Consider the following 15,772-nt stretch of genomic DNA (forward strand, 5'->3'; position numbering starts at 1 on the left):
GGGCGGATTGCCGCCCCCTTTTCATTCCCCCGCAACCCGGGGCTGCTCGAAACCCCGTTCAAAATGGCACGCCCCAGGCGCCGCCGAACTCGCCCCTCGCTAACGGCTCGGGGCTCAAACAAATCGGCGTCTTAAAACCTGGGGCGCACCATTTTGCCCGGCTCGCGCCAACGGGATGGGGCGCTACACTCACGCCCTTCTACTTGACGGCCAAGCATATTCGCCCAACCGAATGGCATCATGCCATGCGGCAGGCTTTGTCTTACTCGCATACCGGGTTTACACCCCCAGCGCCTCGGCCAGCTTGCTGCGGCGGGCGGCCAGGCTGGCCGGCAGGGCGTCGGCCAGTTTGGCAAACCACTCGTCGTGGGCAGCCAGTTCCTGACGCCAGGCGGCCTCGTCCAGCACCATCAGCTGCTGGAAGTGCTGCTCGGTAAAGCTGTCCAGACCGGTCCAGTTCAGGTGCGCATAGGCCGGCACCTTGCCCAGAGGGCTGTCTTCGGCCTGGGCGGTGCCTTGTACGCGACCGACAATCCATTCCAGCACGCGCATGTTGTCGCCAAAACCCGGCCAGATGAACTTGCCGTCGGCGTCGGTACGGAACCAGTTGACGCAGAAGATGCGCGGCAGCTTGCTCACCTTGTCGGCCATACCCAGCCAGTGCTGGAAGTAGTCGCCCATGTGGTAGCCGCAGAACGGCAGCATGGCGAACGGGTCGCGGCGTACCACGCCCTGCGCGCCAAACGCCGCCGCGGTGGTTTCCGAACCCATGGTGGCAGCCATGTACACGCCGTCTTCCCAGCTGGCGGCTTCAAACACCAGCGGCACGGTGGACGAGCGACGGCCACCGAAGATGAAAGCCGAGATCGGCACGCCGGCCGGGTCGTTCCACGCCGGGTCCAGCGACGGGCACTTGGCCGCCGGCACGGTAAAGCGCGCGTTAGGGTGCGCCGCCTTGCGGCCGGTTTCCTTGGCAATCTCCGGCGTCCAGTCCTTGCCCTGCCAGTCGGTCAGGTGTGCCGGGATGTCCTTGCTCATGCCTTCCCACCACACGTCGCCGTCGTCGGTCAGCGCCACATTAGTGAAGATCACGCCTTCGTTCAGCATCGCCATGGCGTTGGGGTTGGATTTCACCGAGGTGCCCGGCGCCACGCCGAAGTAGCCGTTTTCCGGGTTGATGGCGTACAGCTGGCCGTCGGCACCCGGTTTGATCCAGGCGATGTCGTCGCCCACGGTGGTGACTTTCCAGCCGTCGTAGGTTTTCGGCGGAATCAGCATCGCGAAGTTGGTCTTGCCACAGGCGCTGGGGAAGGCGGCGGCCACGTAGCGCTTGTCGCCTTGCGGGCTTTCCACGCCCAGGATCAGCATGTGTTCGGCCAGCCAGCCCTGGTCGCGGCCCATGGTGGAGGCGATGCGCAGCGCGAAGCACTTCTTGCCCAGCAGCGCGTTGCCGCCGTAGCCGGAACCATACGACCAGATCTCGCGGGTTTCCGGGTAATGCACGATGTACTTGGTGTCCGGGTTGCACGGCCACGGCTTGTCGGCCTCGCCTGCGGCCAACGGTGCGCCCACCGAGTGCACGCAGGGCACAAACGGGCCGTCTTCGCCCAGCACTTCGTACACATTGCGGCCCATGCGGGTCATGATGCGCATCGAGGCCACCACGTACGGCGAGTCGGTCAGCTCGATGCCCACATGCGCAATCGGCGAGCCCAGCGGGCCCATGCTGAACGGAATCACGTACAGGGTGCGGCCGGCCATGCAGCCGTCGAACAGGCCGTGCAGCGTGCTGCGCATTTCGGCCGGGTCCATCCAGTTGTTGTTGGGGCCGGCGTCTTCGCGGCGGGCGCTGCACACAAAGGTGCGGTCTTCCACGCGGGCCACGTCGGACGGGTCGGAGAAGGCGGCGTAGGAGTTGGGGCGTTTTTCCGGGTTCAGCGCGGTCAGGGTGCCGGCGGCCACCATCTTGGCCAGCAGCTGCTGGTTTTCCGCTTCGGAGCCGTCTACCCAGTGGATGGCAGCCGGTTTGGTGAGGGCGGCCACTTCGGCTACCCAGTCGATCAGTTTCTGGTGGCGAACAAAGCTTGGGGCTTGCAGGGTCATGTCTACCTCGTCATGAGTTGGGCAGAGCAGCCGACAAAACCCGCCCCCGTCCCGAAGGCCGGGCGGGTCTGGTAGGCCGCCCTGAGGGGGCTGCGGCATTATCGCGCAGCTGTAGTCAATGAGGTACAACCCTGTCTGTTTTAACGCAAACGCCATCACAATTTAGGGATGCGTCACGCCTTTTTGTTGCGTAAAGATCGCAAACTGCTGGCTGATCGATAGCAAGGCGTAGTGCCATCACTACTTTATTGCGCCACACCCGCCGCAAGAAAAAGCCCCCTTCCGTAGAAGGGGGCTGTCGTCAGCCTGCGGCCAACCTTAGCCGGCCGCCAGCGCGGCTTCTTCGTCGGGGTCGATCTCCTCGCCGAGGAAACCGCCGCTCTGGTGCGCCCACAGCCGGGCGTACAGGCCGCCCCTGGCCAGCAGCTGCTCGTGGCTGCCCTCTTCCACCACCCGGCCCTTGTCCAGCACGATCAGCCGGTCCATGGCGGCGATGGTGGACAGGCGGTGGGCGATGGCCACCACGGTCTTGCCTTCCATCAGCCGGTACAGGCTGCTCTGGATGGCGGCTTCTACTTCCGAGTCCAGCGCGCTGGTGGCTTCGTCCAGCAGCAGGATAGGCGCGTCCTTCAGCATCACGCGGGCGATGGCCACGCGCTGGCGCTGGCCGCCGGACAGCTTGACGCCGCGCTCGCCGACGTGGGCGTCGTAGCCGGTGCGGCCCTTGGGGTCGGTCAGCTGCAGGATGAACTCGTGTGCCTCGGCCTTCTGCGCTGCCGCGATCATGTCGGCGTCGCTGGCGTCCATGCGGCCGTAACACAGGTTGTCGCGCACCGAGCGGTGCAGCAGCGAGGTGTCCTGCGTCACCATGCCCACCTGCGCGCGCAGGCTGTCCTGCGTCACCTGGCGGATGTCCTGGCCGTCAATCAGGATGCGGCCGCTTTCCAGCTCGTAAAACCGCAGCAGCAGGTTGACGATGGTGGACTTGCCGGCGCCGCTGCGGCCAACCAGGCCGATCTTCTCGCCGGGGCGGATGGTGAGGTTCAGACCGTCGATCACCACTTTTTCGCCGCCGTAGCTGAAGCGCACGTTGTCGAAACGCAGCTCGCCGCGGCCAACCTGCAGCGGGCGCGCGCCCGGCGCGTCGTGGATGGCAATCGGGCGCGACAGCGTGGTAATGCCGTCCTGCACCGTGCCGATGTTCTCGAACAGGCTGGACATCTCCCACATGATCCAGTGCGACACGCCGTTCAGGCGCAGCGCCATGGCGGTAGCGGCGGCGACTGCCCCCACGCCCACCTCGCCCTGGCTCCACAGCCACAGCGTGGCACCGGCGGTGCTGGCAATCAGGCCCATGCTGAGGATGTGGTTAACAATCTCGAAGCCGCTCACCAGCCGCATCTGGCGGTAGGCGGTGTGCATGAACTCCTGCATCGCGCCCTTGGCAAAGCGTGCCTCGTGGTTACCCTGCGAGAACAGTTTGACGGTGGCGATATTGGTGTAGGCGTCGGTAATGCGCCCGGTCATCAGGCTGCGCGCGTCGGCCTGCTCGCTGGCGGCCTTGCCCAGGCGCGGCACGAAGAAACGCAGCGTCAGCACGTACAGCGCCAGCCAGGCCAGGAACGGCCACAGCAGCACCGCGTCGAAGCTGCCCACCACCGCCACCATGGTGATGAAGTAGATCACCACGAACACCATGATGTCGGTGATGATCAGCACCGTGTCGCGCACCGCCAGCGCGGTTTGCATCACCTTGGCCGACACGCGGCCGGCAAACTCGTCCTGATAAAACGCCATGCTCTGGTTGAGCAGGTGGCGGTGAAAATGCCAGCGCAGGCGCATCGGGAAGTTGCCGAACAGGCCTTGGTACTTGGCCATGGCCTGCAGCGCAATCAGCAGCGGGCTGGCCAGCAGGATGGCGCCCAAGAGCAGCAGGTTGTCGCGCTCCTTGTCCCACAGCTGCGCCGGCGGCACGTGGCTGAGCCAGTCCACAATCGAGCCCAGCATGGAAAACAGCAGCGCTTCAAAGGCACCGATCGCCGCCGTCAGCAGCGCCATGGCCAGGATCAGGCCGCGCATGCCGGCGGTGGCCGACCAGACAAACGGGAAAAACCCCTTCGGGGGTTGCGGGGGCGGGGTATCCGGGTAGGCATCTACCCGGCGTTCAAACCAGGAAAACAACATAAAGATCGCTCCTTGCCGTTGCGGGGTGGCCGCTACGGTTCAGGTTTACGGGCCACAGGCCCACATTGCGTCACGCGCCGGCATTCGTCGCCGGCACAGCGTCGCCTAAAGAACAAAGACACGGCAGCCACGCAGCTGCCGCATCCACACCATGGCACAAAGCATGCCATGCGGGAAACTGCCCGTGAAGACAGGGCCGCCGGCATTCTACCCGCAGCCCGCGCCGGCTGGCGAACGGCTATGCTGTACACACTGTTCACGCTGTCATTTTATTGCCATGACCATTCCCCACCTGTCGCTTGCCGACGCCCGCGCGCTGCACCTCGCCGCCCAGGGCCTGCTCACCCCGCCGCGCCGCAAGGCCACCCGCGACGACGTACTGGCCGCCATCCGCCGCATGGCGCTGCTGCAGATCGACACCATCAGCGTGGTGGCGCGCAGCCCCTACCTGGTGCTGTACAGCCGCCTGGGCCACTACGACCCGGCCTGGCTGGACAGCCTGCTGGCCGACGGCGCGCTGTTCGAGTACTGGGCGCACGAGGCCTGCTTCGTACCGGTGGAAGACTACCGCCTGCTGCGCCACCGCATGCTGGACCCGGCGGCCATGGGCTGGAAGTACTCGGTACGCTGGATGCAGCAGCACCACGCTGACATCGAACGGATGCTGGCGCACATCCGCCAGCACGGCCCGGTACGCTCGCGCGACTTTGCGCGCCAGGGCGGCAAGGGCAATGGCTGGTGGGACTGGAAACCGGAAAAACGCCACCTGGAGGTGCTATTCACCAGCGGCCAACTGATGGTGCGTGAACGTGAAAACTTCCAGCGCGTGTACGACCTGGCCGAGCGCGTGCTGCCGCACTGGGACGACGCGCAGCACCTGCCCGCGCCGGCTGCCGCCCGCCACGACATGATCCGCGCCAGCTGCCGCGCGCTGGGCCTAGTGCAAGCCGGCTGGGTGGGCGACTACTACCGGCTGCGCGGCAAGGTCAGCGCTGCCGAGCTGACGCCACTGATCGACAGCGGCGAACTGCTGCCGGTACAGGTAGAAGGACTGAAGGGCGACAGCTACGTGTACCACAGCCTGCAAGACGCACTCAGGTTGGCCGCAGGCGGCCAGCTGAAAGCCAGCGCCTGCAGCGTGCTGTCGCCGTTCGACCCGGTGGTGTGGCACCGCGCGCGCGCCAGCCAGCTGTTCGGCTTCGACTACCGCATCGAGTGCTATACCCCGGCGCCCAAGCGCCAGTACGGCTACTTCGTGCTGCCGCTGCTGGTGCGCGGCCAACTGGTGGGGCGGCTGGACGCCAAGGCGCACCGTGCGCAAGGCGTGTTCGAGGTAAAGGCGCTGTACCTGGAGCCAGGCATCAAGCCGGGCAAGCGCCTGCAGCAGGACATTCTGAAGGCGCTACAGCAGTGCGCCGACTGGCACGGCACGCCGCAATTACGCTTTGGCCGGGTACCGGACGGCTGGCAGACCTGATACCTGCCAGCGCCAGCAACAGGCACGTCATGGCGGTGGCAGCGGCGTCACCCCCGGCAGCGCCTGGCGGCCAACCTGCAGCACCGGGCAATTCACCACCAGCTCCAGCGGCTGCAGCCGCACGTCGCCGGCATCCTCTGCCGCCAGCACCTCGTCCACCGAACGCAACTCGCGCACGCTACGGCCCGGCTGCCAGTGCACCATGATCACGTCCCATAGCGGCGAGTAGGCCGCATCACGGTTGGCCGCGCCCACAGGCTGCGGCACCGACGGCAACACGCTGGGCTGGGCGGCAAACTTGTAGATGCGGTCCAGCACCGAGCGCGGGTTGGGCGCCTGCCGGCTCAAGGGCAGCGCATTGGCCAAGCGGGGCACCAGGTTGGCCGCGTTGTCGATGGCGGCGTCGGCGCGCGAGGCGTCGGTGGTGAGGTACCACACCGGCTGGCCGTCAAACCAGCCCTGGCGCACCGGTACCGACATCGTGGTTTGCGCGGTGGCGGCCAAGGTTGTGGCCACCGTGGCCAGCGCCAGCAAAATCCGTTTCATGCTTCACTCCTGGCAGACAGCGCCAGCTTGCGTTGCTGGCGCAGGGTATGGATGCCAGTCAGTACGATGGCGCCCCAGATCGGCCCGTAGGTGAGCAGCCCGTCCGCGCCCAGCGGCTCGCCCAGCACGGTGATGGCCAGCACGAACAGCAGCGCCGGCTCCACATAGCCCAGCAAGCCCCACAGCCCCATCGGCAGCAAGTGGCTGGCGGCAATATTGCACAGCAGGGCCACCGAACTGAGCAGGCCCAGGCCGGGCAACAGCCACCAAAAGCGCGCCTCGTCCAGCACGCCCCAGCCAGCCGGCCCCAGCCATAGCAGCATGGCCAGCGCCACCGGGAACATCAGCGCCATTTCCAGCGCAAAGCCGCACACCGGGTCCAGCCCGCTCTTGCGTCGCAGCACGAAATACGGCGGGTAGCCCAACACCACCAGCAGCGTGGGCCAGGCGATGGCCCGCGTCAGCCACAGCTCGTGCAGCACCCCCAGCATGGCCAGGCCCACGGCAATGGCCTGTAGCCGGTACAGCCGTTCGCCGTACAGCAGGCGGCCCACCAGCACCATCACCAGCGGCGACAGGAAGTAACCCATCGATACCGCCATCACCTGGCCGTGCAGCGGCGCCCACAGGAACAGCCACAGCTGCACGCCCATCAGCGCGGCCATGCCAGCCACGGCGGCCAGCAACGACGGCTGCCGCCACATGCGCTGCCAGCTGTCGGCAAACGCCTGGCGCTTGCCGGTAAGCAGCACGATCAGCAACACACCCGGCAGCGTGCACAGGACACGCCAGGCAAAGATGCCCAGGCCATCCAGCGGCCGCAGCTGGGTAACGTAAGCCGGCAACAGCGAAAACAGCAGTGACGCGCTGATCGACAGCGCAATACCGCGCCCGGACGGCGCCTGAGGGGTGGTCATATCGAATCCCGAGTGAATACCCGGTGATAGTGCCGCAAATGACGGCCTGCGGCCAGCTAGCCGCTACAGCCACTCATACCTGGCAGGCCAGTACATAACAAGCCGGCCCGCACACGCGGACCGGCTTGCTCTTGCCCTGCGGCCAACCTTAGCCGCTGTTGCGCAGGCCGGCGGAGATGCCGTTGATGGTGAGGTGGATGGCGTACAGCGCTGCCTCGTCGTCCGGCTCCTGGCGCAGGCGCTGCAGCAGTTTCACCTGCAGCAGGTTCAGCGCGTCCAGGTAGGGCAGGCGGGTATCCAGGCTGCGCGCCAGCGTGGGGTTGCCCTGCAGCAGCTTGTCCTGACCGGTGATGGCGAAGAACGCGGCCAGCGTCTTGTCGAACTCGGCCTGCAGGCCGCCGAACAGGCGGTCGGCCAGCGCCGCGTCGCCCACCAGCGCGGCGTAGCGGCGCGCGATCTGCAGGTCGGCCTTGGCCAGTACCTGTTCCATATTGGACAGCATCACCTGGAAGAACGGCGACTGGCGGTACAGCGCCTGCAACTGGGCCAAGCCGGCGTCGTTACCGTGTGCGGCCAGGAAGGCCGACACCGCGCTGCCAAAGCCGTACCAGCCCGGCAGCATCACCCGCGATTGCGACCACGAGAACACCCACGGAATGGCGCGCAGGTCTTTGATGCTGGCCAGCGCCTTGCGCGAGGCCGGGCGGCTGCCGATGTTGAGTTTGGCGATGGCGCTGATCGGCGTGGCTTCCATGAAGTACTGCATGAAGCCGTCCGATTCCACCAGCGCACGGTAGGTACGGTAGGCGTGGCCGGACAGCTCGGCCAGCACGCTCTCGTCGGTATCCTGCTGGCTGCCCTGGCTGAGGGTGGCTTCCAGCGTGGCGGCCACCAGCGCTTCCAGGTTGCGGGTGGCGTTGTCCGGGTCGGCAAACTTGGCGGTGATGATCTCGCCCTGCTCGGTAATGCGGATGCGGCCCACCACGGTGCCGGCCGGCTGCGCCATGATGGCTTCGTACGACGGGCCACCGCCGCGGCCAACCGAACCGCCCCGGCCGTGGAACAGGCGCATCTTGACGCCGGCGGCGTCGAACACGCGCACCAGGCGCTGCTCGGCCTGGTACAGCTCCCACTGGCTGGTGAGGTAGCCGCCGTCCTTGTTGCTGTCGGAGTAGCCCAGCATCACTTCCTGCACGCCGTTGCGGCTCTTCAGCAGCTGCTGGTACCAAGGCAGCGCAAACAGCTGCTGCATGATGCCGGCGGCGGCGTCCAGGTCGGCAATGGTTTCGAACAGCGGCACCAGGTTCAGGCTGATGGCCGGCACGCCGCCGTCCAGCCGCAGCAGGCCGCTTTCCTTGGCCAGCAGCGCCAGCGCCAGGATGTCGGACACGCTGGCGCAGTTGGAAATGATGCATTGGGCGATGGCGCCCTGGCCGAACTGCTGCTGTACGCGGGCCGCCTCGCGGAAGATGGCCAGCTCTTTTTCGCTGTCGGCGCTGTAGCTGAGGAACGGCGAGTACAGCAGACGCGGCGTGGCCAGCTCGCGCAGCAGCACGCGCACGCGGGCGGCTTCGTCCAGCGCGGCGTAGTGCTCCAGGTTGGCGTGGGCGAACAGCTCGCCCACCACGGCGGCGTGTTTTTCGGCGTGCTGGCGCAGGTCCAGCGGCATCAGGTAGAAGCCGAACACGTCCACCGCGCGCGCCAGCTTGCCCAGCCGGCCGTACACCAGCAAGGCGCTGCCGTTGGCGGCCAGCGAGTCGCGCAGCGCGGCCAGATCGGCCTGCAGCGCGTCGGTGTCGGGGTAGGCGTCGCCGGCGGTCCAGCGGCCGCGCAGCGGCAGGCCCAGGTTGGCCGCAGTGGCCGACAGGCGGCCTTCGATGGTGGCCAGCGCCAGACGGTACGGCTCTTCGCGGCGGCTGATGGCGCTATCGGGCGAAGCGGCGGCCAACGCGGCCACAGCGGGCGACACGCGGATGTGGCGCGACGACAGCGACAGCTCGCGGTACAGGCCGGCCAGCTCGTAGAAGTAGTGCTTGAACGCCACCTCGGCCTGGCGGGTAATGGCGTGGCGCAGCACGCTGGCGTCCACATTGGGGTTGCCGTCGCGGTCGCCGCCAATCCAGCTGCCGACGCGCAGGAAGGACGGTATCGCCGCGTCCTGGCCCCACAGCTCGCGCATCTGGCGGCCCAGGCGCTCATACAGCGCGGGAATGGCCTGGAAGAACGACAGCGGGTGGTAGGCGACGCCGTTTTCGATCTCGTCGGCCACCGTCATCTTGAACGGGCGAATTTCGGTGGTTTGCCACAGCGTGTGGATGACGCGCTGCAGCTTGGCCTCGACTTCGGCTTCTTCTTCCGGGGTGATGTCGGGTGACGACAGCTGCTGCAAGAACTTGCGCACCGCACGGTGGCCGTCCAGCACGCTCTGGCGCTGCACTTCGGTGGGATGGGCGGTGAGCACGGCGCTGACGCTGGCTTCTTGTAGCGCAGCGTTCAGGCTGGCAAAGTCCACGCCGCTATCGTGCAGGCTGGTGAGCGCACGCGACAGGCTGCCACGCTGCGGGGCGCTGCCGGCACGCTGGTGGGCGCGGCGGCGGCGGGCGTGGTGCAGGTCTTCGGCAATATTGAACAGCTGCGAATACAAACCACAGGCGCGCACCAGTGCCGTGGTGGTGGCCGGTGACAGCCGCTCCACCAGCGCGTCGGCGGCGGCGTCGTGGCGCTGGGCACCGCTGGGGATGGCGCGGATCTCGTCCACCACCTCGGCGCCTTCCTGTTCCAGCAGCAGCGCTTCCAGCAGGCGGTTAAGCCGTGCCAGGTCTTCACGCAGCGGTAAATCCTTGTCCTGATCGCTCATACGCTATTTCCCTAATATTTTATTGTGACAAACACTGCGAAGATGGCCGGCATGGACACCGCCCTGATCCTCATTCCCGATTTCCTGCTCATCCTGTTCGGCTTCGCGCTGCGGCGCAGCGGCTGGCTGGCGCCGGCGTTCTGGGGCGAGGCCGAGAAATTCGTTTACTTCGTACTGTTCCCGCCACTGCTATTCCGCGCGCTGGCGCGGGCGCAGCTGGACCTGGCCGCCAGCCTGCCGATGTTGGCCGCAGGCTTGCTGTTTACCGCCTGTGCCTTTGTGCTGGGCAGCGCGGCCAAGCCGCTGTTCCGGCTGCCGCAGCCCAGCTTTGCCGCCGGCAACCAGGGCGCCTACCGCTTCAACACCTATGTTGGCTTTGCGGTCATGGGCACGCTGGCCGGCGAGCCGGGCATTGCCACCATCGCGCTGCTGTGCGGCAGCATGGTGCCGGTAGTCAACGTGATGGCGGTGGGCCAGCTGGCGCACGGCAGCGAGCGCGGCATGCTGTACGAGCTGCTGCGCAACCCCATCATCTGGGGCATCTGCAGCGGGCTGGCGGCCAACCTCAGCGGTCTGTCCATCCCCGGGCCACTGTTTGCCGCCATCGACCACCTTGCCGCAGCGGCGCTGCCGCTGGGGCTGATTACCGTGGGCGCCGGGCTGCGCTTTGCCGTGTTGCGCCGCCACGCCGGCCCCTTGCTGTACTGGAACGCCATCAAGCTGCTGCTGTTGCCGGCCATCGCCGTGCTGGCCACCGGCCTGCTGGGCGTCAGCGGTATTTATCGCCAGGCCGCGCTGGTGATGAGCATGCTGCCCACCGCCACCTCGGCCTACATCCTGGCCGTGCGCATGCAAGGCGACGGCGAACTGGCCGCCGCAGTGGTGACCACCTCGACGCTGGCGGCCATGCTGACCATGCCGCTACTGCTGGTTTTATTGCTGTAATCCTGCCGCAAAAGCGGCGTACCGTGTAGTTAAACTACAAGGTAATGTTGCAGCTACACACACCCTGCCCTGTATCAAGGTTGGCCGCCGTGTGCGTGCTAGAATGCCGGCCATCCTTTTCTTCGTGCAGGACCCGTTCATGAACAAGCTCGTCATCGCCAGCCGCGAAAGCAAACTCGCCATGTGGCAGGCCGAACACATCAAAGCCCGCCTCGAGGCGCTGTACCCGCAGCTCACGGTGGAGATCCTGGGCATGACCACCCAGGGCGACCAGATCCTCGACAAAACGCTGTCCAAAATCGGCGGCAAGGGCCTGTTCGTGAAAGAGCTGGAGCTGGCCCTGCAAGAAGGCCGCGCCGACATCGCCGTGCACTCCATCAAGGACGTGCCGATGAACCTGCCGGAAGGCTTTGCCCTGGCCGCCATCTGCGAACGCGAAGACCCGCGCGACGCGCTGGTATCCAACCGCTACGCCAGCCTGCACGAGCTGCCGCACGGCGCCGTGGTGGGCACTTCCAGCCTGCGCCGCGAATCGCAACTGCGCGCCCGCTTTCCGCACCTGGTGATCAAGCCGCTGCGCGGCAACGTGCAAACCCGCCTGCGCAAGCTGGACGACGGCGAGTTCGACGCCATCATCCTGGCCGCCGCCGGCCTGAAACGCCTGGGCCTAGGCGAGCGCATCCGCCAGGAGCTGGCGCCGTCGGAAAGCCTGCCGGCCGTGGGCCAGGGCGCGCTAGGCATTGAAATCCGCGCCGACCGCGCCGACCTGTACACGCTGCTGGCGCCGCTGAACGACGCCGACACCCACGCCTGCGTCACCGCCGAACGCGCGTTCTCGCGCGTGCTGGGCGGCAGCTGCCAGATTCCGATCGGCGGTTTTGCCACCATTACCGACAACCTGATCACGCTGGGCGGCTTTGTTGCCCACCCGGACGGCTCCGAAATGCTGACCGCCAGCGCCAGCGCACCGCGCGAATACGCCGACGCGCTGGGCCGCGCCGTCGCCAAGAAGCTGCTGGACCAGAACGCCGCCGAGCTGATCGAAGCGGTGGTGGCCGAGCAGGCAGACCGCTAAACCATGGCCGGCACCCTGCTGCTGCTGCGCCCGCCGGCCCAGGCTGCCCGCCTGCAGACGGCGCTGGCGTCGCTGGGCGTGGCGTCCGAGCCGTTCTGCGTGCTGGACACCGTGGCCGACGCCGACGGCCTGGCCGCCTTGCCGGCGCTGGCGCGCGTCAGCCACTGGCTGGTCTTTGTCAGCCCGTCGGCCATCGACATCGCCTGGCCGGTGCTGGCCGACAAGCTACCCCCCGGCGTCAAGCTGGCGGCCGTTGGCCGCGGCAGTGGCCAGAAGCTGCAAGCCGTCAGTGGCCGCGGCGTGCTGTACCCGGACGATGGCAACGACAGCGACGCGCTGCTGGCACTGGCGCCGATGCAGCAGGTAGCCGGCCAACGCATCCTGATTGTGCGCGGCCACGACGGACGCGCCCAGCTCGGGGAAACCCTCGCCGCGCGCGGTGCGCTACCGCGCCACGCCGACGTCTACCGGCGCGAGCCACGGCAGCCGGACTGGGCACGGCTGATTGCCCTGCTGCGCAGCGGCGGCCTGGCCGGCCTGGTGGTGACCTCCAGCGACATTGCCGACGCGCTGTTTGCCCAGGCCAGCCCCGAGCAGGCTACGCTGCTGCGCAGCCTGCCGTTCTTTACGCTGCACCCACGCATCGCGCTGCGCCTGCGCCAGCACGGCGTGGCCAACCTGGCGCTGTGCGACGGCAGCGCCGGCGCGCTGGCGGCCATGCTGGCGAACTGAGCTCCCCGCGCCAGGTCTACCCGGACATCCCTGTCGGGGCATGCTGTATGGCCACTTGCCTTGCCGGGCAAGGCGACATGTGGCGTCAAGCGGCTGGCAGCCCCATCGACAGAACGTTACAATGCCTTTCAAGTTACGGCGCCTGACGCCGGCTCCAGCAACCCTGCCGCCATAATGCGGCAACCTTGCGGTGACACGACATCCCATGAGCGAAGCCACTCCAGTCGACAAGGGCAGCGCGCTGCCTGCCAAGAAATCCGTCAACCTCGCGCTGATTGTTTCCCTGATCGCGCTGGGCGTGACCGGCTGGCACTACCTGGACAGCCGCCAGCAACTGAACGACGCCAAACAGGCGCTGGCTACCCGCCTGGCCGAAAACGGCGGCAGCACCAAAGCCATCCAGACCCAAGCCGAACAGGCACTCGCTGCTACCCGCGCCGCCGAAGCCAAGCTGGCGCTGCTGGAAGCACGCGTCAACGAATCGGCCGGTCAGTACGCCACGCTGGGCGCCATGTATCAGGAGCTCACCAAAAACCGCAGCGACTGGCTGCTGTCCGAGGTAGAACACACGCTAGCCGTAGCTAGCCAGCAGCTTCAACTGGCCGGTAACGTCAGCGGTGCCATCACCGCGCTGGAAATGGTGGACAACCGCCTGTCGCGCTTCGACAACCCGGCACTGATTCCGGTGAAAAAAGCCGTCGCCAAAGACCTGGAAACACTGAAAGCCCTGCCCTATCTCGACACCGTAGGCCTGACGCTGAAACTGGACAGCCTGATGCTGGGCGCCGAAACACTGCCACTGGTAATCGACCATCACCGCCTGGCCACCACCAGCGCCCGCCCGGCACTGCCGGCCAGCGCACCGTGGTGGGAACGTCTGCTGGCCGACGTGACGCAGAGCCTGGGCGAGATGGTACGCATCCGCCGCATGGACAAACCGGAAGCACTGTTACTGTCGCCGGAGCAGGCCTTCTTCCTGCGTGAAAACATCAAGCTGCGCCTGCTGGATGCGCGCCTGGCGCTGACCCAACGCGACGGCGCCACCTACCAGGCCGACCTGGCTGCCGCCGCCCAGTACGGCGCCCGCTACTTCGACCGCGACGCCCCAGCCACGCAGAAATGGCAAGCCACGCTGGCCGAGTTGGCCGCAGCGCGTCTGGAAGTGAGCCTGCCCGACCTGTCTGCCAGCCTGAAAGCCGTGCGCGACGCGCAAGGCAACACCGTGGAGTAAGCCGTGAGATTCGTGTTCTGGATTGTCGGGCTGTTTGCCCTGGCGGTGCTGATTGGCCTGGCGTCGACGCTGAATACCGGCTACGCCATCCTGTTCGTGCCGCCGTACCGCATGGAAGTGTCGTTCAACCTGCTGATCATCGCCGTGGTGGTGCTGATCCTGCTGGCCTACGGCGTGCTGCGCCTGCTGGGCATTGCGGCCAACCTGCCGCATGAAGTGCGCGCCTTCCAGCGCCAGAAAAAGCTGCGCGCCGCCCGCCATGCGCTGCGCGAGGCCGCCATCTCGATGTTTGAAGGCCGCTACCAGCGTGCCGAGCGCGAAGCGCTGAAATCCATCGACGACGAGTACGCCGACGAAAACCGCGCGCTGGCACTGATGATCGCGGCCCGCTCCGCCGCCAGCGTGGGCGACAACGCCAAGCGCGACGGCTACCTGTCGCGGCTGGAAAGCATGCCGGAACGCATCCAGCTGGCGCGCCACATGGTGGAAGCCCAGATCCGCATGGACGCCAAGCAGCCGCTGGAAGCGCTGGCTGCCATCGAACGCGCCCGCGGCATCAGCAGCAACCTCACCTCCGCCCTGCGGCTGGAGCTGAAAATCCGCCTGCTGCTGAAGCAGCCGGAGCAGGTGCTGCAACTCACCGAAAAGCTGCTGAAGGCCGATGCCCTGGAAGCCGACCAGGCCCGCCGCTACCGCCTGGCCGCCTACCGCCAGCAGCTGGTTGGGCTGGGCAGCGAGCGCGAAGTGCGCGACTGGCTGAAACGCATCCCCGGCGTGGAAAAGCAGAACCCCGACCTGGTGGTGGACATTTCGCGCCACCTGATCGCGCTGGATACCTACCCGTTGGCCGCGGAACTGATTGCAGCAGCGTTGGCAGACGAAGAGCAGGCTACACCGGAGCTGGCACGCGAATTGGGCATGCTGGCCGAGCATATCGATAGCCCGCGCCGCCTGGCGCTGATGCGCGACGCCGAAAACTGGCTGAAATCGCGCCCGCGCGACCACATGCTGCTGCTGGCGTTGGGCCGGCTGGCACTGGCCGAACAGCTGTGGGGCAAAGCGCAAAGCTATCTGGAAGCCAGCGTATCGCTGCAACCCACGCTGTGCGCCCACGCCGAGCTATCCAAGCTGTTCGGCAAGCTGGACAAAGCCGACAAGGCCGCCCAGCACCAAGCGCTGGCGCTGGACATCGCGCTGAGCCAGGGCTGCTGAGCATGAAAACGCTGCTGAGCGCCGCCGCACTGGGCCTGCTGCTGACAGCAGCTATGCCTGTGCTGGCGACACCGCCCGTCAAGGCGGCAGCGGCCGTCAGCCAGCCGGGTGTACTGATCGACGTGCGCACGGCGGAGGAGTACGCCAGCGGCCATCTGCAAGGTGCGCTGCTGCTGCCGGTAGACCGCGTCGCACAGGAAATCGCCGCCCGGGTACCGGACAAGCACACGCCGATCCGCCTGTACTGCCGCAGCGGTCGCCGCTCGGCGCTGGCGCTGGAAGCGCTGCAACAGCTGGGCTATACCCGGCTGCAAAACCTGGGCGGGCTGGAAGAAGCCAGCCACAGCAGCCAGCTGCCCGTCGTCAAATAAGAAAACCGCCCAACCGGGCTAATGCCAGTCAGTTAAGACTTGCGACTGCAAATCCAGTAAAAGGGAACATGTTCATCATGTTCCCTTTTTTGCTGTATGAGCCTGCTACAACACGCATTAAA

12 protein-coding genes are annotated in these 15,772 nt (G+C 66.7%); 7 read left to right on the forward strand and 5 right to left on the reverse strand.

Features of this window, described 5'->3' with window-relative positions; translation table 11 throughout:
• Positions 1-279 precede the first annotated feature (279 nt).
• Together ACK4FZ_RS16100 and ACK4FZ_RS16105 are read right to left on the reverse strand one after the other, a co-directional pair.
• Entirely contained in the window at positions 280-2,103 is a 1,824-nt protein-coding gene (locus ACK4FZ_RS16100) for a phosphoenolpyruvate carboxykinase (GTP) (RefSeq protein ID WP_409822599.1), read from the reverse strand.
• 318 nt (positions 2,104-2,421) lie between these two features.
• The gene (locus ACK4FZ_RS16105; RefSeq protein WP_409822602.1) at positions 2,422-4,287 is read right to left on the reverse strand and encodes an ABC transporter ATP-binding protein; all 1,866 of its coding nucleotides are present in this window, start codon (positions 4,285-4,287) and stop codon (positions 2,422-2,424) included.
• A gap of 277 nt (positions 4,288-4,564) precedes the next feature.
• Here ACK4FZ_RS16105 and ACK4FZ_RS16110 point away from each other — a divergent pair, with 277 nt between their 5' ends.
• Entirely contained in the window at positions 4,565-5,764 is a 1,200-nt protein-coding gene (locus ACK4FZ_RS16110; RefSeq protein ID WP_409822605.1) for a winged helix-turn-helix domain-containing protein, read from the forward strand.
• A 27-nt stretch (positions 5,765-5,791) separates the two neighbouring features.
• Here the strand turns inward: ACK4FZ_RS16110 and ACK4FZ_RS16115 are convergent, their stop codons facing one another.
• The 3 genes from ACK4FZ_RS16115 to ppc form a co-directional block, all read right to left on the reverse strand.
• Positions 5,792-6,310 (reverse strand): hypothetical protein, encoded by a 519-nt coding sequence (locus ACK4FZ_RS16115; RefSeq protein ID WP_409822608.1) that lies wholly within the window; start codon positions 6,308-6,310, stop codon positions 5,792-5,794.
• Entirely contained in the window at positions 6,307-7,227 is a 921-nt protein-coding gene (gene rarD / locus ACK4FZ_RS16120; protein ID WP_409822611.1) for an EamA family transporter RarD, read from the reverse strand. Before rarD ends, ACK4FZ_RS16115 begins: the two co-directional genes overlap by 4 nt.
• A 148-nt stretch (positions 7,228-7,375) precedes the next feature.
• Positions 7,376-10,084: a phosphoenolpyruvate carboxylase gene (gene ppc / locus ACK4FZ_RS16125; protein ID WP_409822614.1), complete on the reverse strand. Its 2,709-nt coding sequence runs from the start codon at positions 10,082-10,084 to the stop codon at positions 7,376-7,378.
• A gap of 51 nt (positions 10,085-10,135) precedes the next feature.
• Here ppc and ACK4FZ_RS16130 point away from each other — a divergent pair, with 51 nt between their 5' ends.
• The 6 genes from ACK4FZ_RS16130 (at position 10,136) to ACK4FZ_RS16155 (ending at position 15,650) form a co-directional block, all read left to right on the forward strand.
• Positions 10,136-11,029: an AEC family transporter gene (locus ACK4FZ_RS16130; RefSeq protein WP_409822617.1), complete on the forward strand. Its 894-nt coding sequence runs from the start codon at positions 10,136-10,138 to the stop codon at positions 11,027-11,029.
• Between the two features lie 139 nt (positions 11,030-11,168).
• On the forward strand, positions 11,169-12,104 hold the full coding sequence (gene hemC, locus ACK4FZ_RS16135) for a hydroxymethylbilane synthase (protein ID WP_144370760.1): 936 nt from the start codon (positions 11,169-11,171) through the stop codon (positions 12,102-12,104).
• 3 nt (positions 12,105-12,107) lie between these two features.
• Positions 12,108-12,836, forward strand: coding sequence for a uroporphyrinogen-III synthase (locus ACK4FZ_RS16140; RefSeq protein WP_409822621.1), 729 nt, complete (start codon positions 12,108-12,110; stop codon positions 12,834-12,836).
• A gap of 205 nt (positions 12,837-13,041) precedes the next feature.
• Positions 13,042-14,067: a uroporphyrinogen-III C-methyltransferase gene (locus ACK4FZ_RS16145; protein WP_409822624.1), complete on the forward strand. Its 1,026-nt coding sequence runs from the start codon at positions 13,042-13,044 to the stop codon at positions 14,065-14,067.
• Positions 14,068-14,070: 3 nt separating this feature from the next.
• The gene (locus tag ACK4FZ_RS16150) at positions 14,071-15,279 is read left to right on the forward strand and encodes a heme biosynthesis HemY N-terminal domain-containing protein (RefSeq protein WP_409822627.1); all 1,209 of its coding nucleotides are present in this window, start codon (positions 14,071-14,073) and stop codon (positions 15,277-15,279) included.
• A 2-nt stretch (positions 15,280-15,281) separates the two neighbouring features.
• Positions 15,282-15,650 carry a rhodanese-like domain-containing protein gene (locus ACK4FZ_RS16155; protein ID WP_409822630.1) on the forward strand — a complete coding sequence of 123 codons (369 nt, stop codon included), beginning with the start codon at positions 15,282-15,284 and terminating at the stop codon, positions 15,648-15,650.
• Positions 15,651-15,772 lie beyond the last annotated feature (122 nt).

Origin of the sequence: Vogesella sp. (assembly GCF_046297735.1) — a bacterium.
GTDB classification, from domain to species: Bacteria; Pseudomonadota; Gammaproteobacteria; order Burkholderiales; family Chromobacteriaceae; genus Vogesella; species Vogesella urethralis.